The sequence below is a fragment of the Mycobacterium sp. IS-1264 genome (assembly GCF_001954195.1).
GTDB lineage: Bacteria > Actinomycetota > Actinomycetes > Mycobacteriales > Mycobacteriaceae > Mycobacterium.
The window spans coordinates 1-26,585 of sequence record NZ_MBES01000068.1 but is presented as its reverse complement, the minus strand read 5'-3'; the positions used below and the strand labels follow the sequence as shown (position 1 = coordinate 26,585).

Sequence of the window (26,585 nt, the reverse complement as noted above, 5' to 3'; positions counted from 1 at the left end):
CGCTGTGAGATCACTTGATTGCAGGGGCAATTCGGGGCAAAGGCGCGTGCCCAAATCTTCTGGTTCCCAGATCAATACGCTGGCGCCTGGCTATACTGCTGGGCGGCTGAGCCGGGCACGCACGGCCGCCGCTTTCGTCTGTAGAACGCCGCACTGGAAGTGAAAGGCGAGGGTCCGCAATGAAGTTTGTGCTGGCGTGCCACGGGACACGTGGCGACGTCGAGCCCTGCGCCTCCGTCGGTCGTGAGCTGCTGCACCGCGGGCATGACGTGCGCATCGCGGTCCCGCCCGACATGGTTGGCTTCGCCGAATCGGCGGGGCTCGCCGCGGTCCCCTACGGGCTGGATACCCAGGTCACGATGGACGCGCACCGCAACTTCTGGAGGGATCTCTTCGGCAACTTCTGGCGGACCCGGGATCTGATCGAGGTGTGGCGTGCATCGTGGGAGCCCAATTTCGCGAGCTGGGGGGAAATGAGCAAGACCCTGACGTCGCTCGCGGAGGGGGCCGATCTGATTTTCACCGGCATGATTTTCGAGGGCGTCGCCGCCGACGTCGCGGAATATCACAACATTCCGTTGGCCACGCTCGATCACGCCCCGCTGCGGCCCAACGGTCAGTACGTGCCTTACCTGCCTGCGCCGTTGGGCCGCGCCACGATGACGGTCACCGAGTGGATGGTCTGGCGGGTGTGGAAGAAGGCGGAGGATGCGCGTCGCCGTGAGCTGGGCCTGCCGAAGGCGAAGGGTCCGGCGTCCCGACGAATCACCGAACGCGGATCCCTGGAAATCCAGGCCTACGACGAGGTTTGTGTTCCCGGGCTGGCCGCGGAGTGGGCGAAGTGGAACGGCCAACGGCCTTTTATCGGCGCGCTGACGATGGAGTTGCCAACGGATGCCGATGAGGAGATCGCCTCATGGATCGCCGCCGGGACACCGCCGATCTACTTTGGGTTTGGCAGCATCCCGGTCGACTCTCCCGCCGACACGCTCGCCACGATCGCGGCGGTATGCGCGGAGCTGGGGGAGCGGGCGCTGGTTGGCTCCGGGTGGAGTAACTTCCGCGACCTTCCCGAATTCGAACACGTCAAGGTGGTGGGTGCGGTGAACCATGCGGCCGTGTTTCCCACTTGCCGCGCCGTCGTGCACCACGGGGGCCCGGGCACCATGGCCGCGGGCCTGCGCGCCGGAGTCCCCACGTTGATCTTGTGGTTGTTGGGCGAGCAGCCACTCTGGGGAGCCGCGGTCAAACGGTTGAAGGTCGGGACCTCCCGGCGCTTTGCGAGGACGACGCGCGAGTCGCTGCTCTCGGACCTGCGCACCATCCTTGCCCCGGATTACGCCGTCCGGGCCCGCGAAATCGCCGCCCGGATGACCAAACCCGCCGACAGCGTTGCGGCCGCCGCTGATCTCCTGGAGAATTTTGCCCGCCAGAAGCGCGTCAGCTGATCGGCGCCGGCGGCGCTGCCCGATCGCCTCGGCATGAGTACCGGACGCATGCGCAGTAGCGACTCAACGTATGACGCCATCGTCGTCGGCTCGGGAGCCGCCGGGTCGTGGGCGGTCAAGGAGTTGACGGAAGGCGGTCTGGATGTGGTCCTGCTCGAGGCGGGCCGGGACCTGGACATCGCCCGAGACTTTCCGGCCGGCGCCGATGTGGCCGTGATGGGCGTTGCCGGTCGCGTCAAAGCGGCGATACGGGGACAACACATTCAGGCGCGATGCTCATCGTTTTCCGACACCACCAAGCAGTTTTACGTCAGCGACCGAGAGAACCCGTATACGAACCCGCGAGGCGATACGTTCCTCTGGTTTAGGGGCCGGCAACTCGGCGGCCGCCTGCACACGTGGTGGAGACATGTCCCCCGGATGTCGGATTTCGAGCTCAAGGCCGCCAGCGTCCGTGGCGACGGCCTTGATTGGCCGTTGTCGTATGAAGACTTGGCCCCGTATTACGACATCGTCGAGCGGACGCTCGGTGTCTACGGGGCACCGGCGGCCATTCCAAACTGCCCGGACGGACAGTTCATCGGTCCCGCGAAAACGACGAAGCTCGAAGACGCGTTCCGGGCGAATGTCGAGAAACACCTCCCGAACGTCCGCGTCACGCACGCGAGGAAGACCAAGTACGACAACAACAGGGTTCCGCTTCCCGTGCGGTTGGCAATGGCGACCGGCCGGCTCGAAGTTCGGACCGACACCGTCGTCAGCCGAGTGCTGATCGATGAGCGGTCGGGCAGGGCGACCGGCGTCGAATATGTGGAGCGGTTGACGGGCATTGCGCGGGAGGTTCGGGGGCACGTCGTCGTGCTGTGTGCGTCGGCGATCGAGAGCGTGCGGATCCTGCTGAACTCGGAATCCGCCAGGCACCCCGCGGGCGTCGGGGGATCGTCGGGCCATCTGGGACGTTATCTGTGCGACCACGTTTCGTACACGCAAGTCGGCACGGTGTCTGACGAAGATGTGGAGCGCGGGCTCAACGAGGATGGATTCGACTTCGCCGGCACGGGCCTCTACATTCCTAGCTTCCTCGACAAGGAATCGAAGAACTTTTCCGGCGGCTACGGGATTCAGATGGCGATTGGCCGCGGTGCGCCGGTGTGGATCATGAGCGCGTTCGGCGAGATGCAGCCCCGATACGAAAATCACGTGTCGCTCGACCCGACTGTCAAGGACGCGTGGGGGATTCCGGTAGCCAGAATCGAGTGCACCCATTCGCAGGATGACCTCGAGATGGTTGCGCACATGAAGCGCAAGCTTCCAGAAATTGCCGCCGCCGGGGGCCTGCGGGTCGGAAAAACCATCGAGGTCGGTCGCTGGAACATCCCCGTGCGACGGCTTCGATCGCTCGTCCTTGCTGATTGCGGCGCGTTGTGGCCCGGGGGCGCCATTCACGAGACGGGCGGCGCGCGCATGGGCGACAAACCGGACGACTCGGTGCTCAATTCGTACTGTCAGTGCTGGGACGCTGACAACGTGTTCGTGACCGACGGCGCATGCTTTGTCTCACCCGGGTTCCAGAATCCCACGCTCACGATGATGGCTCTGACCGTTCGAGCGTGTCGGTTCATCGTTGGTGACTATCGAAAGCGCGTGAACTAGATGGACTACGCGAGGGTCGCTGGGATTGACAAGCCGATCTCGCGCATTGTGTTCGGCACCGATCGACTGCATGGCCGGCCTCTGCCCCTGGTGCGCAGTCGAACCCTTGAGCAGCAAGCCTTCTCGCTTATGGATCGGTCATTCGAGCTCGGATGCAACACATTTGACACGGCGCGCATCTACTGGGACAGCGAACGGACGCTGGGCGCCTGGATCCGGGAACGTCGCAACCGTGACGAGGTCGTCGTCATCAGCAAGGGATGCCATCACCACCTCTTATCACGTCGACCGCGGCTCTCGGCCTCCGACGTGTCGCACGACCTGCACGCATCGCTCAAGGCGCTCGGGACGGATTTCGTTGACCTGTATCTGCTGCACTTCGACCACCCAAGTGCGCGGATCGAACCGCTCATCGAGCGGCTCAACCGCCACATCGACGAAGGCAAGATCCGCGCGATCGGGGCGTCGAACTGGTCGCACGAGCGGATCGCCACCGCCAACGCGTTCGCCGACAGCGCGGGGCTCAAACCGTTCAGCGCGTCGAGCGCTCAATTCAGCCTCGCCGAGTGGACGCGACCTCCGTGGCCTGGCGGCGTCACTCTCGGCGGCGACGGCGCGCGTGGCGCACGCGAGTGGTATGCGGCGCACGGGCTGCCGGTGTTCGCGTACTCGAGCCTTGCCCGCGGATTTTTTTCCGACCACTACGATCCGAAGGATCCGGGTGCCAACCGACGGAGCCGGTGGTGTGCAACCTACTTCGGGACCGACAGAAACATCGAAAGGCTCGAGCGCGCAAGGACGTTCGCGCGTGAGCACGATGCCACCGTCGCGCAGGTGGCGCTCGCGTACGTGCTGCGCCACCCGCTTCAGCCGTTCGCCGTGGTGGGCTGCTCGACGTTCGAGAAGTTCGCCGAGAACGTGGGCGCGTTGTCCTTGAAGCTGAATGAAGCGACGCTCCATTGGCTCGATACGGGTCAAACCGCGCGATGAAGACTCCCGAGCGCCAAGCGGAGGTAAATTGTGTGTTTTGCGCGCAACAGCTTTCGGATGAAGGCACGATGTGGCAGAAGGGGAACGGCGGGGATCGGAGCGTGGTGAGAAGAAATATTTCGTCGGGACAGCGCGTCGGGGTGGGGGCGTGGCTGGTCGCTCACGGGGCCCGGCGGCACTTCGCCGCCGACCGCTCAAGCGCGCTCGCGACGGCGTGCTGAAAATGTTAGCTTACCTCACTAAAGTTCGGCGGTGGCTCCAAGGAGTCGCACTAGCGGCGATCATCTACTTGACGCGGGTTCCCCTGGTCCGAAGGATCGCTTCGCTCATCGAGCCAAATCTTTTACGAATAATTCTCGACAAATCCATGACGCCCGGACCCGCCGGCGCAGCAATCGGTTACCTGTTCCGGAGCCATGATCCGGGTGCCTCGCCAAAAGACATCTATCGGGATGTGTTCTCCCCTGAGCGGCTCAGCCGGGGTTACCAAAGTCAAATGGGCCAAGACATGTTCCTGAACCGATGGTTCTTCAAGGACAGAGGACCTGGCTTCTTCGTTGACGTCGGCGCGTTCGACGGAGTCGTAGGCAGCAATACGTTTTATTTCGAAAAGCAACTGCACTGGAGAGGTATTGCGTTCGAGCCCAACCCCTCAGCGTTCGAGGTGCTGCGAGCCAATCGCTCCTGCCAGTTGATCCAAGGCTGCGCCTACGATCAGGATGGCGAGGTCCCCTTCCTTGCGCTGTCGCAAGGGGGGCAGCGCAAAGGCGGTAAGTCGGGTTCGCCTCGCAGCATGCTGTCGACGATATTCGACTCGACCCACGGGGGCACCATGCTCAGCGGCATACCCGAACACATGGACCAACTTCAATGGATCGACTGGATCCGTAAGCCGATGAAACTCGAGCAAACACGGGTGACCGTGCCCTGCCATCGCATCGACACCGTGCTCGACGATTCCGGCGTGAAAATCGTGGACTACCTGTCAATCGATGTCGAAGGTGCCGAGCTCGAGGTTCTGCACGGTATCGACTTCGAAAGGGTGCAGGTCAACATCATCGGCGTTGAACACACTCACACGTTCGCCGACGTCTATGACTTGCTGACCGCGTCAGGCTTCGAGTACCAGGGCCTACTCTTTTTCGACGAAATTTTTGTGAACAAACGGCTCCGCTATTCGTGGGACGCCTAGCCCGATCACGAATACTGCGCATTGATCCTTCGCGCGACCTCCCGGGCGACGGAGACCGCGTGGATGATCTTCCCGCCGAGGATCGAGTAGCAGCCGAATCCATGTTCGGTGATATCGGAAGTGCGCATGTCATCGTGCTCTCTATACGCGTTCACTCCGCGCAACACATAGTGGATGCTGTCTACCTCGGCCTCACGCACGATGGGAAGCCACTTTGCACTCTCACGGATGACTTTTTCGGTCACCGGTGATCCGATCTCTCGAAATATGTCGGACGGCACCAGGCCATCCTTTGGTACGAAGCGCTTCCGGACGGAGTGCTTGATGTGAACGAGCGTGAATAGCCCGTCGTCCTTGGTCGATACCATGTTGGTGAAGGGACCATCCATCACCGCAAAAGAGATTTTCGGTATGCCGAGCCTCACCCAGGCGACCTCGACCAGATCGATACGGATCGGCTTGATCGGAAATCCGAGCCATTTGAGGAAGTGGTTGTGGCGGGCATAGGTCGCGTTCACCACATGATCGAAGACTTCCTCGGTGGTATTGCCGTCCCCGTCTTTGACGACGAGCAAAATTTTTCCGTCTTGGACGATGCGCGCGCCGACGATCTCGCTGTTGAACCGCAATTGCGCTTCCGATGCTCCGAGCAGATCTGCGGTGATCGTCTTCAGCTGCTTGAAATCGTAGATGGGCTCAAAGGTTTTGAGACTTGCGCCCACTTTCATCCGGTCGAGATATCTTTCGTCGGGATAGTCTTCGTGGTAGGCGAGGTCGTTATCGCGGCAGAACGCGAGATATGCCGCGCTACTGACCTTCGAACCGCGTTTTGCCACGCTATAGTATGTCGGAAAATTCCTGATGACCGCGGCTTCATACCGCTCTTCGAATGGGCCGATCGTCGCCGCAATATCGTCAATGGTTTCCTGGCTACGGGGGTAGTGATAGCCCCAATGATGCCGGTACTGGTTGTACTTCGATGCTTCGGTGCATATATCGTCATTTTTTTCGAACAGTGTCACATCGAATCCTGGCGACAACTCGAGTGCGCAGTTCGTTCCGAAGATCCCGGCGCCGATGACTGCTACCCTTGGTCTTCCGTCGGGCGCCTTTCTTCCGCGCCCCTCCAGTGCGGTCTTGACTACGCGTCCGCCGAGGTTGGCGTCCGGGTACTCGATCGTTTCTCCGCCGATAACACCGAGAAAATGTGACAATTCACGCTCGAGCGGGGTAACGGGGTCCGAACAATCGATCGCGTTCGCGATTTGCCCCTTTTTATAGGTAACGATCTGCCCGGTGAGGAGGTCCGCGGCGACAACCAGGTCATCCGCGAGCAGCTTTATCGACCGTATCTTCTTCTCGCCCGCCCAACCAAACCGATACACTGCATGCAAATTCTCTGCATATTGCGCGCCGACGAGCTGGCAGCGATCGGTGAGCCTGGTGGTGCGCTTCCGAATCAGGCGCCTATCGTCGAACAAAAAGTCGACGATGTCGAATGGGTGCAATAATTCTAGTTCGATGTCGCGACCCAAATCGGTGTTTTGCGGTTGTATGAACGATATCTCTACGCCCAGCGGATCCACGCGACGGATCATTTCTTTCAGCCGCATTACGGTGGAGTCGAAGCGCATGGTGTGTCCCACCATGAGTGCCCGCGGCTGGGTTTGCGCGAATCGCACGAGATCTTCTGTTTCAGCATCGCTTACGCCGAGCGGTTTTTCGACCAAGACATGCGCGTGGGGCAGTATCCGCCGAACAAGGTCCGCATGGGTGGCCATCGGCGTAGCGACAACAACGCCGTCGACCGCTGCGAGCAATTCATCGTTCAATTCCTCGAATACCGGAAATTCGATCGACGCGCGCAACGATTCGGCGCTTTCTTTCGTGCGAACCACCACCCCTGCAAGCCGAAGCGCCTGCCGCTGGTGCAGTACTTCGAGCGTGTCCAGGTGTTTTCTCCCGAATCTTCCTGCGCCGACAAGAAGTATGCGGGGGCCGACGTTGGCCGACGTTTCAACCACGGGTCCCAGGCTATCGTGGCGATCGCCGCCGCACGGTCGAACCGCCAGTTCGGTAGCGTCCAATCTCAGCCACTGTCGGTTGCGGGCCATCGCCGCCTGTCCGTTCGACGTGCGTCGAACGACTCGGATGCCAACGCGCCGGCCGGGGGAACGGCCGCCAGCGGGCGGGTAGGGATTTTGGCCCCGGGGAAATCGCGATCGTTGCGCCGCGAGTGCGCAGATCTCATTGCCGTCGGCCGTGAGGATCATCGACAACTATTGCGCGACAGGGAATTAAGCAGCTACGACTCGCGAGGCAATGTGACGGTCGAGCTCATCGCAGCCGGCTAATCGCCAAAGACACACGGACTCTTCGTAATTCATACCGCATTTGCGCACGATAGGCGAGCGAAATCCGAGCGTGTCGGATCGCAAGCAAGCATCACAACGACCCTATGATCGCCGCATGAAGTTTGTGCTGGCATGCTATGGAACGCGTGGCGATATCGAGCCTTACGCCGTGGTCGGCCGAGAGCTGCTGGATCGAGGGCACGACGTGCGAATAGCCGTCCCGCCCAACCTGGTTGGCTTCGTCGAGGCGGCTGGGCTTTCGGCGGTTCCCTGCGGGCCGGATTCGCTGGCGTGGCAGAACCTGCACGACGACTTTATGACGCGTTTCTCGCGCGACTTCTGGAAAATCCGGGATTTGATCAGGCTGGGGCGCGAAGATCACAGACTATTTACCCAGTGCTGGAAGGAGATCGGTAGCGCGCTGATGTCGCTGGCGGACGGGGCCGACCTCCTCGTCACTTTCTGGTTTGGCGAGCAGGCGGCTGTCAATGTCGCCGATTACTACGGCATTCCATTGGCCACGCTGCATACATTCCCCCTCCGGGCTCACGGCCACCTCGTTCCGACCCCGCTGGCGCGGTTGGGGCGTTTCGCAATGCGCGCGGATGAATGGCTCAGTTGGCGTCTCCTGACAAAGAAGCTGGGGGCCGTCCAGCGCCGCGCACTGGGCCTGCCTGAGGCCACGGGCCCGGCGTCGCGGCAGATCGCCGAACGCCGCTCGCTGGAAATCCAGGCCTACCACGAGTTGTGCTTTCCTGGGCTGACAGCCGAATGGGCGAAATGGAATGGCCAGCGGCCCTTTGTCGGCGCCCTGACGATGGAGTTGCCGACCGACGCCGATGAGGAGGCCGCGTCATGGATTGCCGCGGGAACACCGCCGATTTATTTCGGGTTTGGCAGCACCGCGATTAAGTCCGCCGCCGACACAATGGCCATGATCGGCGGGGCCTGCGCGCAGTTGGGTGAGCGGGCGTTGGTTTGCGCCGGCTGGAGTGACTTCAGCCGCGTCCCCAATTTCGAACATGTCAAGGTGGTGGACGCGGTGAACCACGCGGCCATCTTTCCGGCTTGTCGCGCCGTCGTGCACCACGGCGGCGCGGGCACCCTGGCCGCGGCCCTGCGCGCCGGCGTCCCCCAGTTGATCCTCGCCACGTTGCGGATGCATCAGCCCATATGGGGAAATGCGGTCAAACGACTGAAAGTGGGCACTGGCCGGTACTTTTCGAAGGCTACCCAGGAGTCGCTGGTCGCGGACTTGCGCACCATCCTCGACCCGCAACACGCCGCTCGGGCCCGCGAGATCGCGACCCGAACGAGCAAGCCTTCCGAGAGCGCCGCGGCCGCGGCGGACCTCCTGGAAGGTTTCGCCCGCCTGCGGCGCGCTGGCTGATCGACGAAAGCAGGCCGTTCGCCCGACCCCGGGAAGCTCAGCGCGGATCTACGAACGAAGCCACTTCTCAGACAGGCGATACGAAGTACGGTACGCACATGGACAGCGTTCTCGATCTGATGGACCAGGCCGCCTTCGACCTCGGGCGCGCGACGGGGGTTGGCACCCGGCTGCAATGCATGTGGTTGTACGACGGCCCGGTCAAGATCGACGACCTGCGGCAGTTTCATGAACATCTTCTGCGGGGGCGGTTATCTCGTTGCATCGAACGGTCACCACTGCCATTCGGCCGCCACCGCTGGATATCAGCGGTCTGCTCCTCCGACATTGAGATCGTCGCGTCGGCCCGGCCGCGTGAAGAATTCGGGGCCTGGCTCGACGAGCAGGCCAATACCCCATTGGATTGCGAGCACGGACCGGGATGGCACCTTGCCGTCGTCCCGTTCACCGACGGCGGCGCCGGGATCAGCTTGGTGGTTTCCCATTGCCTTGCCGACGGCGTGGGTATGTGCGAGGCGGTGGCGGATGCCGTACGTGGCCGCGACGACACGATCAGCTGGCCTGCCGCCGCGTCGCGCCGGCGCTGGCAGGCCGTGCGCGAGGACGCCCGGCAAACCCTGCGCGACATTCCCGCCATCGGCCGCGGCATCGCCACCGCGGCGCGGATGGCCCGCCGTAGCCGCAGGGAAAGCGCCGGAACTGTCACCCCGGCGCCGGCGCTGCCCGCAGGCGCCGATGAACCCATCACATTCTCAACGGCAACGGTTTTCGTCGATGGCGACGAGTGGAAGGCCCGCGCACACTCGCTCGGGGGGACCAGCAACACGTTGCTTGTGGGATTGGCGGCGCGACTCGCCCAGCGATTGGGACGCGTCGCCGCGGGCGGCTCGCTCTTCTTGGGGATGCCGGTCAACGAGCGGACCGCCGACGATACTCGCGCCAACGCGAATTTCGCTGTCCCGGTCACGGTCGACCCCGCACCCGTGACAAAGGACCTCGGCGGAATCCGAGCCGCGATCAAGGAATCGCTGACTCGCCAGGAGGAGGGAACCGCTGAGCACCGGTCATTGTTGACCCTTGTTCCCCTGATTCCTGCGCGACTAATCAAGCGAATGGGCGGCGTGCCCAACGGCGTTCTCTCGTCCAACCTCGGGATGGTCACTCCGGATGCCGGTCGGCCAGCTGGTACGGAGGCCGACTACTTCGCCATGAAAGTTCTCTACCCGGGCATGACGAAGGCGATGGTGCACACGTTTGGCGGACTGCTGTGGTTGGTCTCAGGAGCAACACCGAAACATGTCTTCGTCTCGGTCACTGCGTACCAGCCCGGTCGCCCCAACTCGAATGACAGTTTGCGACAGGAGCTTTCGGACGCCTTGGACGAATTCTCGCTCACAGGCACGCTTCTGTGATCCCGTCAGGCGGCGAAATGTACGTCGTTCACGTGCGCGGCCACCCGCAGGGCGTTGGCCGCGACGGTCAAACTGGGATTGATGCCGGCGCTGGATGGGAAGAACGAGGCGTCCACCACGTAGAGGTTGTCCAGTTCGTGCGCCCGGTTTTGCGGGTCCAGCACACTGGTTTTGGGATCGGCACCGAAGCGGCACGTGCCGCAGACGTGGGCCAGGACCACATTGTCCTTGGCCGTCCGCAGGGTAATTTTCCGAAACGGCTCAAACACCTGTTTCAGCTGCTTCATAAACACGGCGCGGCGCTCGATCTCGTTGGGGTGCAAGCGATATTGAAGTCGTAGCCGCTGGCGGCCGTCCGAGCCTGGCTGATCGGATGGCAGGATGCGATTGTCCAGATACGGCAGGTCTTCCATGACGGCGTCCAGCAGCAGTCCGCCGCTCAAGAACCGCTCGTAGATCGGGCGCGCCGCTGGGCTGATGAAGCGCATTGCCTTGTGCTGCCAGCCGGGGTGGTTGGTCAGCGCCTCCATGGGCGGCATCGCGCCGCCTGACTGCACGGTGCCGTATTTCTGCCCCTCCCAGAAATAAAAATCGTTCAGCCCGATTTGCTTGTCTTGGTCTGAAGCCTTGCAGTCGGGCTGTGGCCAGACCTCGATATGGTCGACGAGATGTCGCATCAAGTTGCGGCCCACAAAGTCTGAGCCGTTGGCCAATCCGCGCGGCCAATCACCCGACCGGGAATTGAACAAGAGCACCGGGGTGACCAACGCACCGGCGGCCAGCACCACCACCTTGGCCTTCAAAGCCAACTTGCCGGAGTGATGTTCGCAAATCACCTGCCGGACACGCGTGCCGTCCGCATCCACGCGCAGGACACGACATTCGGCAAGCAGTTCGGCGCCGTGTTCGGCCACCGCGGGCAGCAGGCAGTTGCGCGCGGCGTCGTTCTTGCACGAGTGGTCGCAGAGATAGCCCTGACAGGTCGCACAACCCTGGGTGTAATCACAGGCCATCGGAAGGTGATAGGGATGCAATCCGCGACCCAGCAAGTAGTCGACCAGCGGCTGGTTGTTCGCCGAAAACGGTGGTGGCGCAGGGAGATCGGCGTCCGCCGCCTCGGGCCGCAGGGGATCATGCTGGCCGCGCACCCCCAGCAGCTGCTCGGCCGTGGCGTACCAGGGCCGCAGCTCGTCGTAGGTGATCGGCCACGCCTCCGGCACGGTGGAATCGCCGGGGTTGCGAAAGTCCTGCCGGGGAATGAAATCGCGGGCAAAGAACCGTTCGCAGACCATGCTGTAGATGGCCGACGAGCCGCCGGTCCCGCTGCCGACCCCGGCCAAGTAGCGTCGCGCGTGCCGCCCGCTGATGTCTTCGATCTCGTCGGTGGAGCGCCCGGCCCGGGCCAAGGCGTCGTGGTAGGTCGTCGCCGCGCGGGCGGCGACTGGCTCGGCGATTTCCGGTATCGCAGAGCGAATCGTCCCCGGAGCCCCGGGCAATGTCGAGCGCCCCTTCTCGACGAAAAGGACCCTACGGCCCGACCGGGCCAGCGAGTAGCCCAGCATCCCGCCGCCCATGCCGGTGCCCACGACAATGACGTCCCACGTAACGCGTTCCGCCTCGCGCGCGTTCACGTCGCCGTCAGCCAAAACGAACCCCTCAGCAGAAGATGGCCCAAGCTGTACCCCTGTTGGGCGAACATGAACCTACCATCGGCCGGTGCTGGCAGGCTGGAGTTTTCCCCGGCGTCAGTCGAGAAAATGAGGCCATCACGTCGAACGCCGACGGGAACTGAAAGGCTAGGACCCGCGATGAAATTTGTGTTGGCCTGCTACGGCACGCGGGGCGATGTCGAGCCCTCCGTCGCCGCCGGCCGCGAGTTGCTGCGCAGGGGCCACGAGGTGCGGATGGCGGTCCCACCCGAACTAGTCGGGTTCGCGGAATCGGCCGGGCTTTCGGCGGTCGCCTATGGGCCGGAGACGCAGGCGATGCTGGACGCGCACCGCAACTTATGGACGCAGTTCTACCGCAATTTTTGGAGGATCGGCGAGCTGCGCCGGTTGTGGCGCGAGGTTTGGGGGCACCGCAGCGAGTGCATGGGGGAGATGAGCAAGACGCTGACGTCGCTGGCGGACGGCGCCGACCTGCTCTTCACCGGCCTGGTGTACGAGGAAGTCGCCGCGAATGTCGCGGAGTACCACGGCATTCCGCTGGCCACGCTGCATTACTTCCCGCTGCGGACCAATGGCCAGATCGCGTTTCCGACGCGTTTGCCCCCGCCGCTGGTCCGCATTGCGATGACCGTGTACGAGTGGTTCGGATGGCGCATTTGGAAGAAAGCCGAGGACGCGCAGCGCCGTGAACTCGGCTTACCGAAGGCCAAGGGCCCCGCGACGCGGCGGATCGCCGAACGCGGATCGCTGGAAATCCAGGCCTACGACGAGGTCTGCTTTCCGGGGCTGGCAGCCGAATGGGCGAAATGGGACGGCCTGCGGCCCTTCGTCGGCACCCTGACGATGGAGCTGCCGACCGACGCCGACGAGGAGGTCGCGTCGTGGATCGCCGCGGGAACTCCGCCGATTTACTTCGGCTTTGGCAGCATGCCGGTGGAATCCCCGGCCGACACGCTGGCCATGATCGCCGACGCGTGCGCGCAGCTGGGCGAGCGGGCGCTGGTTGGTGCCGGCTGGAGCGACTTCAGCGACGTCCCCCACTTCGACCACGTCAAGCTCGTGGGTGCGATGAATTTCGCGGCCATCTTCCCCGCCTGTCGGGCGCTCGTCCACCACGGCGGCTCGAGCACCACGCCCATCGGGCTGCGCGCCGGAGTCCCGCAGCTGATCCTGTACTGGGACCTCGTTCACGCGATCTATGGAGATCAGCTCAAACGACTGAAAGTTGGTACCGCGCGGCGTTTTTCGAGCACTACCCGGGAGTCGCTGGTCGCCGACCTGCGCACCATCCTCGCCCCGCAATATGCCGCGCGGGCCCGTGAGATCGCCACGAGGATGACCAGCCCCGCGCAAAGCGCCGCGGCCACCGCGGATCTTGTGGAGAATTTCGCTCGCCGCAAGGGGGTTGGCTGATCGAAGCTTTTCGATTCCAGGTTTGTAGCGTGGGTCGTGGATTAGACTGCCGGACGGGTGAGCCGGGGACGTGAAGCCCCGGCTTTCATTTTGGGGAGTGCGTACAGGAAGGCGAAGAATCAACGATGCCTGAAGGCGTGTTCGGACGTAGCGACGCCGAGGTCGACCTCCTGGTGCGTGGCATGCGGTCCGGGATCGCAATTGTGGGCTTCGGGTACATCGGCACGGTGATCGGCGCCGTGCTGGCCGACCGCGGCTGGCCGGTGACCGGGATCGACGTGCGGCAGAGCGTCGTCGACGAGATCAACCTCGGCAAGACCACCGTGCCCGAGCCGGGGCTCAACGAGCTCGTCTCCAACAACGTGCGAGTCGGCCGGCTTCGCGCCACGACCGATTTCGGCGCGCTCGCGGACAACGACTTCATCATCGTGACCGTCGGGACGCCGCTCGGTCCGGACTTCGAGCCCATCGTGGACGACATCAAGGCGGCGGCGCGCGCCGTGGCGGAGCACCTGCGTCCCGGCCACGTCGTCATCCTCAAGAGCACGGTGCCGCCCGACACCACCGAAAAGCTGTTTCAGCCGATCCTCGAAGAAACCTCGGGGCTGCGCGCCGGCGTCGACTTCGGGTTGGCGTTTTGCCCCGAACGGCTCGCCGAGGGCCAAGCCATCCGCGAGCTGACGTCGATCCCGATCGTCGTCGGCGCCGTCGATGAGCGCAGCGCGCGCGCCTGCTCCACGCTGTGGCGACACACCCTGGGAATGGACTCCATCGTCGTCGACGATCCGCGAACCGCCGAGATGGTCAAGCTCGCCGACAACGTGTGGATCGACCTCAACGTCGCGCTCGCGAACGAACTGGCCAAGGTATGCGACCGGCTCGGCATGGACGTACTCCAGGTCATTGACGCGGCCAACTCGATGCCGAAGGTCAACCACAACGTCAACATCCTGATGCCGAGCATGGGCGTGGGCGGCTACTGCTTGACGAAGGACCCGTGGTTCGTCAGCCATCTGGGCCAGTCCCTGGGGCTGGAGCTGGCGATTCCGCGGACGTCGAGGACCGTCAACGACACGATGCCCGGCTACACCTACGGGCTGCTCACGCAGCTGCTCGCCGACCAGGGCAAGTCGATCGAGACCAGCAAGATTGCCGTGCTGGGCATCGCGTTCAAGAACAACACCGGTGACTGCCGGCTCACGCCCACCAAGTACGTCGTCGCCCTGCTCGAGGAGTCCGGCTGCCAGCTTTCGGTGCATGACCCGTGGGTGCCCGAAGAGGAGGCGCGCACCGTCACGAAGATCCCCCTGACCGCCGACATCGAATCGGCGGTCGAGAACGCCGACGCCTTGGTGGTCCTGGCGGGCCACCGACAATTCCACCAGATCCCGCTGGCCCGACTCGCGGAGCTGGCGGCGCCCAACTGCGTGTTCCTCGATGGACGGAACAGCTTCGACCCCGCGGCGGTGCGCGCCGCCGGCCTGGTCTACAAGGGGATCGGCCGATAATGCCCAACGTCGTCGTGACGGGCGGCTTCGGCTTCATCGGATCGCACCTGGTCTCCGCGCTGCTGGAGCGCGGGGACTCGGTCACGGTATTCGATTTCGCGAAGAACACCCGCGACGGCAGCATCGACTTCGACCGGCACCCCAACTTCCGCTTCGTGCAGGGCGACGTCACCGATATCGAGGCGCTGGAAACCGCCCTGACGCCGGGCGTCGACACGGTCTTTCACCTGGCCGCGGTCGTCGGCGTGCAGAACTACGTCAAGGATCCGCTGCGGGTTCTCGACGTCAACGTGACCGGCACCCGCAACGTCCTCGAGCTGAGCCAGCGGCACGGGACGCACGTGCTGTTCGCCAGCACATCGGAGGTGTTCGGGAAGAACCCGAACCCGCCGTTCGCCGAGGACGACGATCGCGTCCTCGGCTCGACAAAGACCGCGCGGTGGAGCTACAGCACCAGCAAGGCCATGGCCGAACATCTCGTTTTCGCGATGCACACGGCCCACGGATTGCCGGTGACCGTCGTTCGCTACTTCAACGTCTACGGCCCGCGTCAAAACCCAATCTTCGTGATTTCTCAGAGCATTCACCGCATCCTCAACGGCCGCCCCCCTTTGCTGTACGACTCGGGCGACCAGACGCGCTGCTTCACCTACGTCGACGACGCCATCGCCGGCACGTTGCTGGCGGCCGACAGCGACGCGGCAATCGGTGAGGCCTTCAACATCGGCAGCATGACCGAGACGACGATGCGCGACGTCGTCGGGCTGGCGATCAAGATCGCGAACGTCGACTCGGTGTCCGCGGCCGAAGCCGTTGACACCGCGGCGCGCTACGGGGGCCGTTATGAGGACATCCCCCGCCGCATTCCGGACTCGACCAAGGCGCAGCGGGAGCTCGGCTGGCGGCTCCAGGTCGACGTCGAGGAGGGGATCCGTCGCACCATCGACTGGGCGCGGGCCAACCCGTGGTATCTCGAAGAACCCGCAGGGGACCAGCCGCGATGAGGTTTGCGCTGGCGAGCTGGGGAAGTCGCGGCGACATCGAACCCAGCGCCGCCATCGGCCGTGAATTGCTGCGCCGGGGGCACGAGGTGCGCCTGGCGGTTCCGCCCGACCTGGTTGGCTTCATCGAGTCGGTTGGGCTTTCGGCGGTCGCCTACGGGCTGGACAGGCAGGCATGGCTGGACGCGCACCGCAAGTTCTGGACGCATTTCTTCGGCGACTTCTGGCGGATCGGGGAGCTGCGCCGGTTGTGGCGGGAAGTGTGGGAGCCCAGGACCCAGGCCCTGGGGGAGATGAACGCGACGCTGACGTCGCTGGCCGAGGGTGCCGACCTGCTCTTCACCGGCCTGGTCTACCAGGAGCTCGCCGCCAATGTCGCGGAGCATCACGGCATTCCGTTGGCCACGCTGCACTACTTCCCGGTGCGGCCTAACGGCCAGCTGCTGTCGTTCCTGCCGGCGCCAGTGGGTCGCTCCGCGATGCGGGTCTACGACTGGGTGGGGTGGCGCGCGGAGAAGAAGCTCGACGACGCGCAGCGCCGTGAACTGGGGCTGCCGAAGGCCACGGCGCCGTCGGCGCGGCGGATTGCCGAACGCGGCTCGCTGGAAATCCAGGCGTACGACGAGGTGTGCTTTCCGGGGTTGGCGGCCGAGTGGGCGAAATGGGATGGGCTGCGGCCCTTCGTCGGCGCGGTGACGATGGAGGTGCCGACGGATGCCGACGAGGAGGTCGCGTCGTGGATCGCCGCCGGGACGCCGCCGATCTTCTTCGGGTTCGGCAGCATGCCGGTGGATTCTCCGGCCGACACGGTCGCCATGATCGCCGCGGCGTGCGCGGAGTTGGGCGAGCGGGCGCTGGTGGTTGCCGGCTGGAGTGACTTCAGCGACGTCCCGCATTTCGATCACGTCAAGGCGGTGGGCGCGGTGAATGTCGCGGCGATCTTCCCGGCCTGCCGCGCGGTTGTGCACCACGGGGGCGCGGGTACCACGGCAATCGGCCTGCGCGCTGGAGTCCCCACGCTGATTCTGTCGACGGATCTCGATCAGACGCTGTGGGGGGTGCGGGTCAAACGCTTGAAAGTGGGTGCCGCCCGGCGCTTTTCGGGCACCACCCGCGAGTCGCTCGTCGCGGACCTGCGTACCGTCCTTGAACCCGACTGCGCCGCGCGGGCCCGCGAGATCGCGACGCAAATGAGCAAACCCGCCGACAGCGTGACCGCCGCCGCCGATCTGCTCGAAGATTTCGCCCGTTCGGGGAGATGAACCCACGATCGGCGTGTCAGGCGCCGGCGAGCGCGCGGTCGGCCAGTGCCGCGATTACCGGCTCCAATGCCGTGGAATATTCGAACGTCAGGTGGCTCGAATCAAAGTAGACCAGGGTGTTGCCGACGATGACGGGGCAGCGGTCGGCGGTGCAGAACAGGTCGGTGAGGTCGGCGTAGTGTCCGCCGCCACCTTTGGTGGCCGCGGACTCCGCCGCGATGCCGGATTGGTTCACCGCGGTCGACCGTGACAGTGAGCAGGCCGTGGCGTTATCGAGGTGGCCGGACAGGCAGATCGGCACCACCGTGGGCGAAGCCGGGATCGGCCCGAGGACTAGCACATGTGCACCGACGCTGCGCAGTTGCTCCACGAGGCGGGTCAAGCCGTCGAGCCACGCGGGGTCATATGACGTGAAACCTTGCATGAAAGTGTGTCCGACACCGTACCCGCGCCACATACTCATCACGACCAGCCGCGGATGCTCGGCGCGTAACCGAGCCATGATCTGACCACGCCACTGCTCGCAGCTGGTGGAAAGCAAGCGACGGAGTGGGTTGGCGATCGGCAAGTTCAGTACGGGGCAATCTGCTTTGGTCAGGGTTTCCAGCCGCCAGCGCCGCTGCGTGGCGACCTGCTGGAACGCGCGACCCCACATCGCTGCATGTGAGTCGCCGACTAGCGCCACCGTCGTCGTGGAGGCGGTATCGCCCGTCGCGCATTCGGGCTGCCCGCCTTGGAAAAGTTGGCGCATGCAACCGTTGAGGAATATGGCCTTGAGCTCACCCGCCGCGCCGGCGAGCGACGGGTTCAGGTTCGACGGCACGGCTCTGAGGTCAGCAGCTGCCGAGACGGCGGCCCGCACTTGGGCGACCACGTGCTGCACCTCGGCGTCATAGGCGTCAAGGTCGGCTCCGGCGGGGGGAGGCGCCGCGGTGATGGTCAACGGCGTAGCCGGGGCGCCGCGCCCGACCGGGATCGGCACCGATACCAGCAGTGCCACGCCCACACAGACCGCTACGGCGGTGGCCACACCACCAAGGGCCAGACTGGTGAGGGAAGATCGGCGCACGGGTGCGGCGAATCGCAAAGGGTCCTCGATGAGATGCAGCGTCAGTGCGGCCAGCCCGCCAGAAATGAGGACCGCTGCGAGCCTCTCCGCCAGCCCGAGCGGGTGACCCAACAGGGGCGGTGCGAGCAGCAGAACCGGCCAGTGCCAGAGATACCACGAGTAGGACACCCGCCCGACTGCGCACATCGCCGGCATGGCTAGCAGGCGCCCGCATCCCGTCGAAGGTGCGGCGCAGCCGGCGCCAATGACCAGCGTGGTGCCCAGCACGGGCAACAGCGCCGCAGTCCCCGGATAGAGTGTGGTCGGACTCAACAGGGTGCAGGCCGAAAGTATCAATGCCAGCCCTGCCCATCCCGCGACCGCGGCAAGTATTGCCGGCAGTCGGCGCCACCGAGCGGCGGTGAGGCCGATCAGTCCGCCGGCGGCTAACTGCCAGGCCCGCGTGGGCAGCGAAAAGAACGCCACCAAAGGCACCACGTAAGTGATCGCCAGCGAAAGCGCAAATGACACCACCGCGACCAGTGCTAGGACCACCAGGTACGGGCGTTGTGACGAGGTGGCCTGGGCCCGGGTGCGTCGACGCACCCGCCGAATAAGCCATGCCGTACTGAGGATCAACGCCGGCCACACCAGATAGAACTGCTCCTCGACGCCTAACGACCAGTAATGCCAGAACGGCGACGGATGTACGGTAGGCGCGAAGTAGTCGACGCCTTCGAGAATGAACCGGTAGTTGCCGACGTATAGCGCGCTGAAGATGCCATCTTCGAGGACGCTGGACGCCTCCAACGGGGGCAACAGGACAGCCGAGGCGATCGCGGTGATGACGCCTACCGCCGCTGAGGCCGGCAGAAGTCGGCGCGCCCGCGCCCCGTAGAAGCGGCGCAGCCGGATGGTGCCGGTGGTGCTGGCCTCGCGCCAGAGCAGGCCAGTGATGAGGAAGCCCGAGATCACGAAGAACACGTCCACGCCGACGTATCCACCACCCACCCCGGGCACGTCCGCGTGAAACAGCACGACGGCCAGCACCGCTACCGCGCGAAGGCCCTCGATGTCGGGGCGAAATCCCTTCTTCGCCGACACCACTTTCGCCCGAGGACGCGTGCTTCGAATAGGGGCTATTGTCACACTTCGCCAGCAGCAAATGAACCGACTGGGGCCATGTTGCGTCTTTTGGGTGCGGGGCTAACCCGGTTGCGGTCAAACCCTGGTGTACATTGCGAGGCGCTCGGGGGTGGCGGTCGTTTGCTACGGCGCGGCCTGGTGCATGTGTGTAATCGCGTGGCTCAAAGCAATTCGGGCTGCCCGCCAATCCGCACGAGCAGTGCAGCGGATCGTCCCCGAGCGCCCACCCGTACCCGCGCTGAGGTGTGTCGCGAGTAACAGCAGGTCACATCAGGGACTTTTGCCAAAGCGCGTACAGGCCCTATAGGCCTCCACTACCGTTTGTGAGGGGTTTCCTTCATTTCGACTGGAGGGTTTGGAGCAGCGGTGAGCGTCAATCCGTTCGACGACGACGGTGGCAGCTTCCTCGTGTTGGTCAACGACGAGGAGCAGCACAGTCTGTGGCCGGCGTTCGCCGATGTTCCTGCTGGCTGGCGGGTGGTTTACGGCGAGGCCGAGCGCGCTGCGTGTCTGGACTATATCGAGCAGAACTGGACCGATATCCGGCCGAGGAGTCTGCGCGAGAGGCTGGCAGCGGTTCAGGCCAACAAGTAAACCGTGGGGCTTGGGGGATCTATGCAACTTCATGAGCGGGCACTTCCGCTGACACGGGGACAGTTGGATATTTGGCTGGCCGAGGAGACCGGTGTTTTCGGTGCCAGGTGGCAACTTGGCGTGTTCGTGCGAATCGCGGGCCCGATCGACCCCGATTTGTTTGAGTCAGCCATCCGACAGGCGGTCAGCGAGGCCGAACCGCTGCGGGCGTCGTTTTTCCAGGTGGATGGCCAGGTTTTCCAGAAGGTCGTGGATGACCCGCACGTTGAGCTGGCGCGCTATGACCTGATGGGCTCGCAGGATCCCGAGCGCGATGCGTATCGGCTGGCGTCGTCGATTCAGCGCACCGCGATGCCGCTGAGCGGCCCGCTGTACAAATTCGCGTTGTTGCAGACCGGCATCGACGAGTTCTATTTCTTCGTCTGCTGCCATCACATCGTGACCGACGGGGTCGGGCTCGCTCTCGTTCTGCATCGGTTCGCGACTATCTACAGCGCTATGGCGTCCGGAACGTCGGCTCCGCCCGCCTTTTTCGGATCGCTGACCGATCTGATCGATTGCGAGCTCGAGTACGAAGCGTCCAGTGACTACGCCAACGATCAGGCCTACTGGAGCAGGAACCTTCGCCCGGATAACGAACCTCGTTATCGGCTAGCGGCGCCCAGCGGGCGTGATTGGGATGCGTTTTCCGTTCCCGTTCAACTGGACCCGGCCGCGGTGGCCAAGATGGACGAGTTGGCGCGGGCGTTGGGGATGCGCCGGTCATCGGTGATGACGGCGGCGTGCGCGCTGCTGGTGCGTGGCTGCGACGTCGAGGGTTCGGAGGTCGTGTTCGACTTCCCGGTCGCCAGGCGGGTTGATCCTGCGGTCAAGCTGGTGCCCGGCATGGCGTCCGGCGTCGTCCCATTGGTGTTGACGGCATCGCCGGGGTCGACGGTCGCCGAGTTTTGTGAGCATGTCGACACCCGGATCCGGGAAACGGTTCAGCACCAACGGTTCCCGGTTCATGCGATCGAGAACACCGCCCGTTATCGCGCGTCGGGGCAGGCGTCCAACCGGATCGCGGTCAATTTCATCCCGACGACACATTTGACGGATCTCGGGGGTTCCGCCGTGACGGCGACCCTGACCCACGACGGCTTGGGGGATCAGTTCCGGCTGGTCTTTTTCCGGGACGAGGAAAAGCTTTATCTCAGCACGCCCGGCGCCGGCCAACTGTTTGCGAACTGCGATGTGCACGACTTGGCGCGGCGGTTGGAGCGGGTGTTCGCGGCGATGACCGCCGACCCCGATCGGTGGCTGTCGTCGATGGATCTGCTCGACGAGCCTGAGCAGGCCCGCATCGACGATTGGGGCAACCGGTCGTCGCTGACCGAGCCGTCGGCGTCGGTATCGATTCCGGGGCTGTTCGCCGCGCAGGTCGCGCGCGCAGCCGAGGCCATCGCGGTGACCTACGAGGGCCGCGGCATGACGTATCGCGAGCTCGACGAGGCGTCGAATAGGTTGGCGCACTTGCTGGTCGGCCAGGGTGTGGGCCCGGGCCAGCGGGTGGCGCTGCTGCTGTCGCGGTCGGCCGAGGCGATCGTCTCGATTTTGGCGGTGTTGAAGACCGGGGCGGCGTACGTGCCGATCGACCCGGCGGTGCCGGCGGCCCGCACCGAGTTCATGGTCGATGACGCCATGCCGATCGCGGCGCTCACCACCGCGGGACTGGCCGACCGGCTGCAGAACTGCGACGTACCGATCATCTACGTCGACGACCCCCGGATCGGCACCCAGCCCAGCACGGCGCTGCCGGCCCCGGATGCCGAGGATGTCGCCTACCTGATTTACACCTCGGGCACCACCGGTGTCCCCAAAGGCGTTGCCATCACCCACCACAACGTGACGCAGCTCATGGCGTCCCTCGACGACAACCTGGGCCTGGTGGGCCAGGTCTGGTCGCAGTGGCATTCCCTGGCCTTCGACGTCTCGGTGTGTGAGATCTGGGGCGCGCTGCTGCACGGGGGTCGGCTGGTGGTGGTGCCCGAGTCGGTGGCGCGCTCGCCGCAAGACTTCCACGGCCTGCTGGTTGCCGAACAGGTCAGCGTGTTGAGCCAGACGCCGTCGGCGTTTTACGCGCTGCAAGCCGCCGACGCGCTGGCGCCCGAGCTGGGCGATCAGCTGAAGCTCCAAACGGTGATATTCGCCGGCGAAGCGCTTGAGCCACAACGTCTTCGGACGTGGCTGGACAATCACCAGGGCTTGCCGCGGCTGATCAACATGTACGGCACTACCGAGACCACGGTGCATGCCTCGTTCCGCGAGATTGTTCGGAGCGACATCGGCAGCAGTGCCAGTCCCGTCGGGGGGCCGCTGGAGCACCTGGGCTTTTTCGTGCTGGACGGGTGGCTGCGGCCGGTGCCCGCCGGCGTAGTCGGTGAGCTGTATGTCGCCGGCCGCGGAACGGGGCACGGTTACGTGCGCCGGGCGGGATTGACGGCGTCGCGGTTTGTGGCCTGCCCCTTCGCCGGCGCGGGAGCGCCAGGAGCACGCATGTATCGCACCGGGGACCTGGTGTGCTGGGGCGCCGACGGGCAGCTGCAGTATCTCGGGCGGGCCGACGAGCAGGTCAAGATCCGCGGATTCCGCATCGAACTCGCCGAGGTCGAGGCGGCGCTGGCCGGCGTGGACGGGGTGGAGCAGGCGGTGGTGGTCGCCCCCGAGGATCACTCCGGGCACAAGCGACTCGTGGGGTATGTGACCGGGAGCGCCGACCCGGCCGCCGCGCGCGCGACGCTGGCCGAGCGGCTCCCCGACTACATGGTGCCGGCGGCGGTGGTCGCATTGCCGGCACTGCCGCTGACGGTCAACGGCAAGCTCGACAAACGCGCCCTGCCGGCACCGGAGTATCACGACGCCGACGGTTATCGCGCCCCCGACAGCGCGGTCGAGGAGCTCCTGGCCGGCATCTACGCCCAGGTCCTCGGGCTGGAGCGGGTCGGCGTCGACGACTCGTTCTTCGAGCTCGGCGGCGACAGCATCCTGTCGATGCAGGTAGTGGCCCGGGCCCGGGCGGCCGGTGTGGTGTGCCGGCCGCGCGACATCTTCGTCGAGCAGACCGTGGCCCGGCTGGCCCGGGTGGCCGATATGGCCAACGATGCGGGCGGCCCGGTCGATGAGGGCCTCGGACCGGTGGTAGCGACCCCGATCATCCGCTGGCTGGAAAGCGTCGACGGTCCCGTCGACCAGTTCAACCAGACGGTGGTGGTGCATGCCCCCGCCGGCGTGATCGAGGCCGACGTGGTGGTCGTGCTGCAGGCCTTGCTGGATCGGCATGCCATGTTGCGCCTGCGCGTCGACGACGACGGCGCCCGGGGCTGGTCCTTGACGGTGCCCGAGGCGGGATCGGTGGATGCGCGTGACTGCGTGCGCACTGTCGGCGTGTTGTCCGAGGAGGCGCTGGCGCAGGCGCGGTCGCGGTTGAACCCGGCGGCCGGCGTGATGCTGAGCGCTGTGTGGGCGGCTTCCACCGGCCAGTTGGCGTTGATTTGTCACCATCTGGCCGTCGACGGAGTTTCCTGGCGAATCCTGTTGGAGGACATCAACATTGCGTGGGCCCAGCATCACGGCGGGCAAGCGGTGGCGTTGCCCGCCGGCGGGACGTCGTTTGCCCGGTGGGCGAAGCTGCTGGCCGGCCAGGCGCACGCCGCCGATGTGATGGACCAGGCCGAGACGTGGCGCCAGTTGGCCGCGACGCACAGCGCGTTGCCGGCGGTACAACCGGCGGCGGATACGTATGCCACTGCGGGAGTGTTGTCGGCGGAGCTGGATGTCGAGACGACCCGGATGCTGCTCGGCGAGGTCCCGGCGGCCTTCCACGCCGGCGTGCAGGACATTTTGTTGATCGCGTTCGGGCTGGCCTTGGCGGAATTCTTGGGCACCGGCAGCGCCCCGATCGGAGTCGACGTCGAGGGACACGGGCGCCACGAGGAGCTGGCCGCCGATGTGGACCTGTCGCGCACGGTCGGATGGTTTACCACCAAATACCCGGTCTCCCTGGCCGTCGGTGGGCTGTCCTGGGAGCAGGTAGGCGCCGGCGAAGCCGCCCTGGGCGCCGTGCTCAAGGACGCCAAAGAACAGCTCCGGTCCGTCCCGGACGGTGTGACCTATGGTCTGCTGCGCTACCTGAACAGCGACGTCGACCTGGCCGAGTCGGACCCGCCGGTCGGGTTCAACTACCTCGGTCGGCTGGGCGCCCCCGCGTCCCAGGCGTCCGGCGATCTGTGGCAGATCAGCCACGAAGATTGGTCGCTGACCGCCGCGGCGGCCGCGGTGCCGACGCCGCTGATGCACACGCTGGACCTCAATGCCGGCACCGTGGACACCGAGGCCGGTCCGCGCCTGCACGCCAACTGGACTTGGGCACCGTCGGCGCTGAACCGCCCGCAGATCAACCGGCTGAGCCGGTTGTGGTTCGAGGCCCTGGCCGGTATCTGCGCGCACGTGCGCGGCGGTGGGGGTGGGCTGACGCCGTCTGACATCGCACTTGCCGGTCTTAGCCAGCAGCAGATCGACGAGCTCCAGCGACAATATGCGGATTGCTGACGTCCTGCCGCTGACCCCGCTGCAACAGGGGCTGCTATTTCACGCCAGCACCGCGCTAGGTAGCGACGATCTGTATGCGGTGCAGCTGGATATCACCGTAACGGGCCCGCTTGACCCGCGCCGCCTGCGCGATGCGGTGCAAACAATGGCCAGCCGGCATCCGAACCTCGCGGCCCGATTCAGCGAACAATTCGACCAGCCGGTGCAGATCATCCCGGCTGACCCCGAGGTGCCCTGGCGCTATCTCGAGCTCGAGGGCGATGACGACATCGGCGACCAGATGGAGCGCCTGTGCGCCGTCGAACGCGCCTCGGTCTGCGACCTCGGTACCGAATTGCCCTTTCGGGCCGCCTTAATCCGCACCGCGTCCGACCGGCACCGCTTTGTGCTGACCTTCCACCACATCGTGGTCGACGGCTGGTCGCTGCCGATCGTGCTGCAGGAAATCTTCGCCAGCTATCACCGCCAGCGGCTGCCCGCGGCCGCGCCGTATCGCCGGTTCGTCACCTGGCTGGCCGATCAGGACTTTGCCTCCGCTCACACGGCGTGGCGGGAGACATTCGCCGGTTTCGACACCCCGACACTCGTGGGCGGGCCTAACCCGTTGCGGCTCGGGCGGCGCGGCGTCGCATCGTTTCAGGTCTCCGAGCAGACCACCAAGGCCATCGGTGAGTTGGCGCGCTCCTGCCATACCACGGCCAACGTCGTGCTGCAGGGCGCCTGGGCACAGCTGCTGACTCTGCTGACGGGCCGGCACGACGTCGCCTTCGGTATCACCGTCTCGGGTCGGCCGCCGGAGGTGCTGGGCGCGGACTCGATGGTCGGGCTGCTGATCAACACGGTGCCGATGCGCGCGCGCATCACGGCGGCGACCACCACCGCCGACCTACTGGAGCAGCTGCGCACCACGCACGGCAATACGCTTGAGCACCAGCACCTTTCGCTGCGCGATATCCACCGCGCCACGGGTCACGACCAGCTGTTCGACACCCTTTTCGCGTTCGAGAACTACCCGCTCGATACCGATGGATTGGTGGGCGTCGACGGGTTGGCGGTCACCGAGTTCACCAACCACGAATACAACCACTACCCGCTCGCGGTGCAAGTGTCGCCCGGCAGCGAGTTGCGCTTGCGCGTCGAATTCGACACCGAGGTGTTCGACGCATCCACCATCGACACACTGATCGAGCGGCTGCAGCGGATCCTGGCGGCGATGACGACCGACCCGGCGCAGCGGTTGTCGTCGACAGATCTGCTCGACGAGCCCGAGCGGGCCCGCCTCGATGCGTGGGCCAACCGCGGGGTGTTGACCGGGTCGGCGAAGTCCACGGAGTCGATCCCGGCTCTGTTTGCCGCGCAGGCGGCTCGTGCCCCGGAGGCGGTGGCGCTGACCTTCGATGGCCGCGGCATGACGTACCGCGAACTGGACGAGGCGTCGAATCGGTTGGCGCACTTGCTGATCGGCGAGGGCGTCCGTCCGGGCGAGCGGGTCGCGTTGTTGTCGTCGCGGTCGGCCGAGGCGATCGTGGCGATCCTGGCGGTGCTGAAAACCGGTGCGGCGTATGTGCCGATCGACCCGGCGGTGCCGGACGCGCGGATGCAGTTCGTGCTCGGCGATGCCGCCCCAGCCGTCGCGATCACCACCGGCGAGCTGGCCGGGCGGCTGGCCGGGTCCGGCCTACCGGTCGTCGAGCTCGACGACCCGCGGATTCGCGCCCAGCCCGCCACGGCGTTGCCGGCGCCGAAGGCCGAGGACGTCGCCTACCTGATCTACACCTCGGGCACGACCGGCGTCCCCAAGGGGGTCGCCATATCCCACCGCAACGTGACCGAATTGCTGGACGCTGCGGGCGATCACCTCGAGCTGGCGAAACGGGTTTGGTCGCAATGGCATTCGTTGGCGTTCGACGTCTCGGT

At 65.1% G+C, this 26,585-nt stretch carries 14 protein-coding genes and 1 pseudogene; 12 read left to right on the top strand and 3 right to left on the bottom strand.

Going from position 1 to position 26,585, the window contains the following annotated elements:
• Positions 1-179 precede the first annotated feature (179 nt).
• The 4 genes from A5744_RS16660 (at position 180) to A5744_RS16645 (ending at position 5,283) form a co-directional block, all read left to right on the top strand.
• Positions 180-1,448 (top strand): glycosyltransferase, encoded by a 1,269-nt coding sequence (locus A5744_RS16660; protein WP_076062837.1) that lies wholly within the window; start codon positions 180-182, stop codon positions 1,446-1,448.
• 33 nt (positions 1,449-1,481) lie between these two features.
• Positions 1,482-3,101 (top strand): GMC family oxidoreductase, encoded by a 1,620-nt coding sequence (locus A5744_RS16655; RefSeq protein WP_240563069.1) that lies wholly within the window; start codon positions 1,482-1,484, stop codon positions 3,099-3,101.
• Positions 3,102-3,149: 48 nt separating this feature from the next.
• A complete protein-coding gene (locus tag A5744_RS16650; RefSeq protein WP_205866319.1) occupies positions 3,150-4,091 on the top strand; it encodes an aldo/keto reductase in 942 nt (313 codons plus the stop codon).
• Between the two features lie 148 nt (positions 4,092-4,239).
• Positions 4,240-5,283, top strand: a complete 1,044-nt coding sequence (locus tag A5744_RS16645) for an FkbM family methyltransferase (protein ID WP_139331389.1) — start codon at positions 4,240-4,242, stop codon at positions 5,281-5,283.
• A gap of 5 nt (positions 5,284-5,288) precedes the next feature.
• On the opposite strand, the gene A5744_RS16640 is transcribed toward A5744_RS16645, so the two are convergent.
• Complete coding sequence (locus A5744_RS16640) at positions 5,289-7,307, bottom strand: FAD-dependent oxidoreductase (RefSeq protein WP_170874511.1); 2,019 nt, start codon at positions 7,305-7,307, stop codon at positions 5,289-5,291.
• Between the two features lie 445 nt (positions 7,308-7,752).
• On the opposite strand from A5744_RS16640, the gene A5744_RS16635 reads away from it, so the two are divergent.
• Both A5744_RS16635 and A5744_RS16630 read left to right on the top strand, forming a co-directional pair.
• Complete coding sequence (locus A5744_RS16635) at positions 7,753-9,027, top strand: glycosyltransferase (protein ID WP_076062827.1); 1,275 nt, start codon at positions 7,753-7,755, stop codon at positions 9,025-9,027.
• A gap of 98 nt (positions 9,028-9,125) precedes the next feature.
• On the top strand, positions 9,126-10,439 hold the full coding sequence (locus A5744_RS16630; protein WP_076062825.1) for a wax ester/triacylglycerol synthase domain-containing protein: 1,314 nt from the start codon (positions 9,126-9,128) through the stop codon (positions 10,437-10,439).
• Between the two features lie 5 nt (positions 10,440-10,444).
• Here A5744_RS16630 and A5744_RS16625 read toward each other — a convergent pair whose 3' ends face one another.
• Positions 10,445-11,845: a GMC family oxidoreductase gene (locus tag A5744_RS16625; RefSeq protein ID WP_240563068.1), complete on the bottom strand. Its 1,401-nt coding sequence runs from the start codon at positions 11,843-11,845 to the stop codon at positions 10,445-10,447.
• A gap of 402 nt (positions 11,846-12,247) precedes the next feature.
• Between A5744_RS16625 and A5744_RS16620 the strand changes: the two genes are divergently transcribed.
• The 4 genes from A5744_RS16620 to A5744_RS16605 all read left to right on the top strand — a co-directional run bounded on the left by A5744_RS16620 (position 12,248) and on the right by A5744_RS16605 (position 17,293).
• Positions 12,248-13,522, top strand: coding sequence for a glycosyltransferase (locus A5744_RS16620; RefSeq protein WP_076062822.1), 1,275 nt, complete (start codon positions 12,248-12,250; stop codon positions 13,520-13,522).
• Positions 13,523-13,647: 125 nt separating this feature from the next.
• Positions 13,648-15,030 (top strand): nucleotide sugar dehydrogenase, encoded by a 1,383-nt coding sequence (locus tag A5744_RS16615; protein ID WP_083662811.1) that lies wholly within the window; start codon positions 13,648-13,650, stop codon positions 15,028-15,030.
• On the top strand, positions 15,030-16,034 hold the full coding sequence (locus A5744_RS16610) for a GDP-mannose 4,6-dehydratase (RefSeq protein WP_076062820.1): 1,005 nt from the start codon (positions 15,030-15,032) through the stop codon (positions 16,032-16,034). The genes A5744_RS16615 and A5744_RS16610 overlap by 1 nt, the downstream gene beginning before the upstream one ends.
• A complete protein-coding gene (locus tag A5744_RS16605; protein ID WP_076062818.1) occupies positions 16,031-17,293 on the top strand; it encodes a glycosyltransferase in 1,263 nt (420 codons plus the stop codon). The genes A5744_RS16610 and A5744_RS16605 overlap by 4 nt, the downstream gene beginning before the upstream one ends.
• A gap of 16 nt (positions 17,294-17,309) precedes the next feature.
• Here the strand turns inward: A5744_RS16605 and A5744_RS16600 are convergent, their stop codons facing one another.
• Complete coding sequence (locus tag A5744_RS16600) at positions 17,310-19,445, bottom strand: acyltransferase family protein (protein ID WP_240563067.1); 2,136 nt, start codon at positions 19,443-19,445, stop codon at positions 17,310-17,312.
• Positions 19,446-19,853: 408 nt separating this feature from the next.
• On the opposite strand from A5744_RS16600, the gene A5744_RS16595 reads away from it, so the two are divergent.
• The gene (locus A5744_RS16595; protein WP_076062814.1) at positions 19,854-20,081 is read left to right on the top strand and encodes an MbtH family protein; all 228 of its coding nucleotides are present in this window, start codon (positions 19,854-19,856) and stop codon (positions 20,079-20,081) included.
• Positions 20,082-20,102: 21 nt separating this feature from the next.
• A pseudogene (locus A5744_RS24155) lies at positions 20,103-26,585 on the top strand (amino acid adenylation domain-containing protein); the annotation flags it as partial.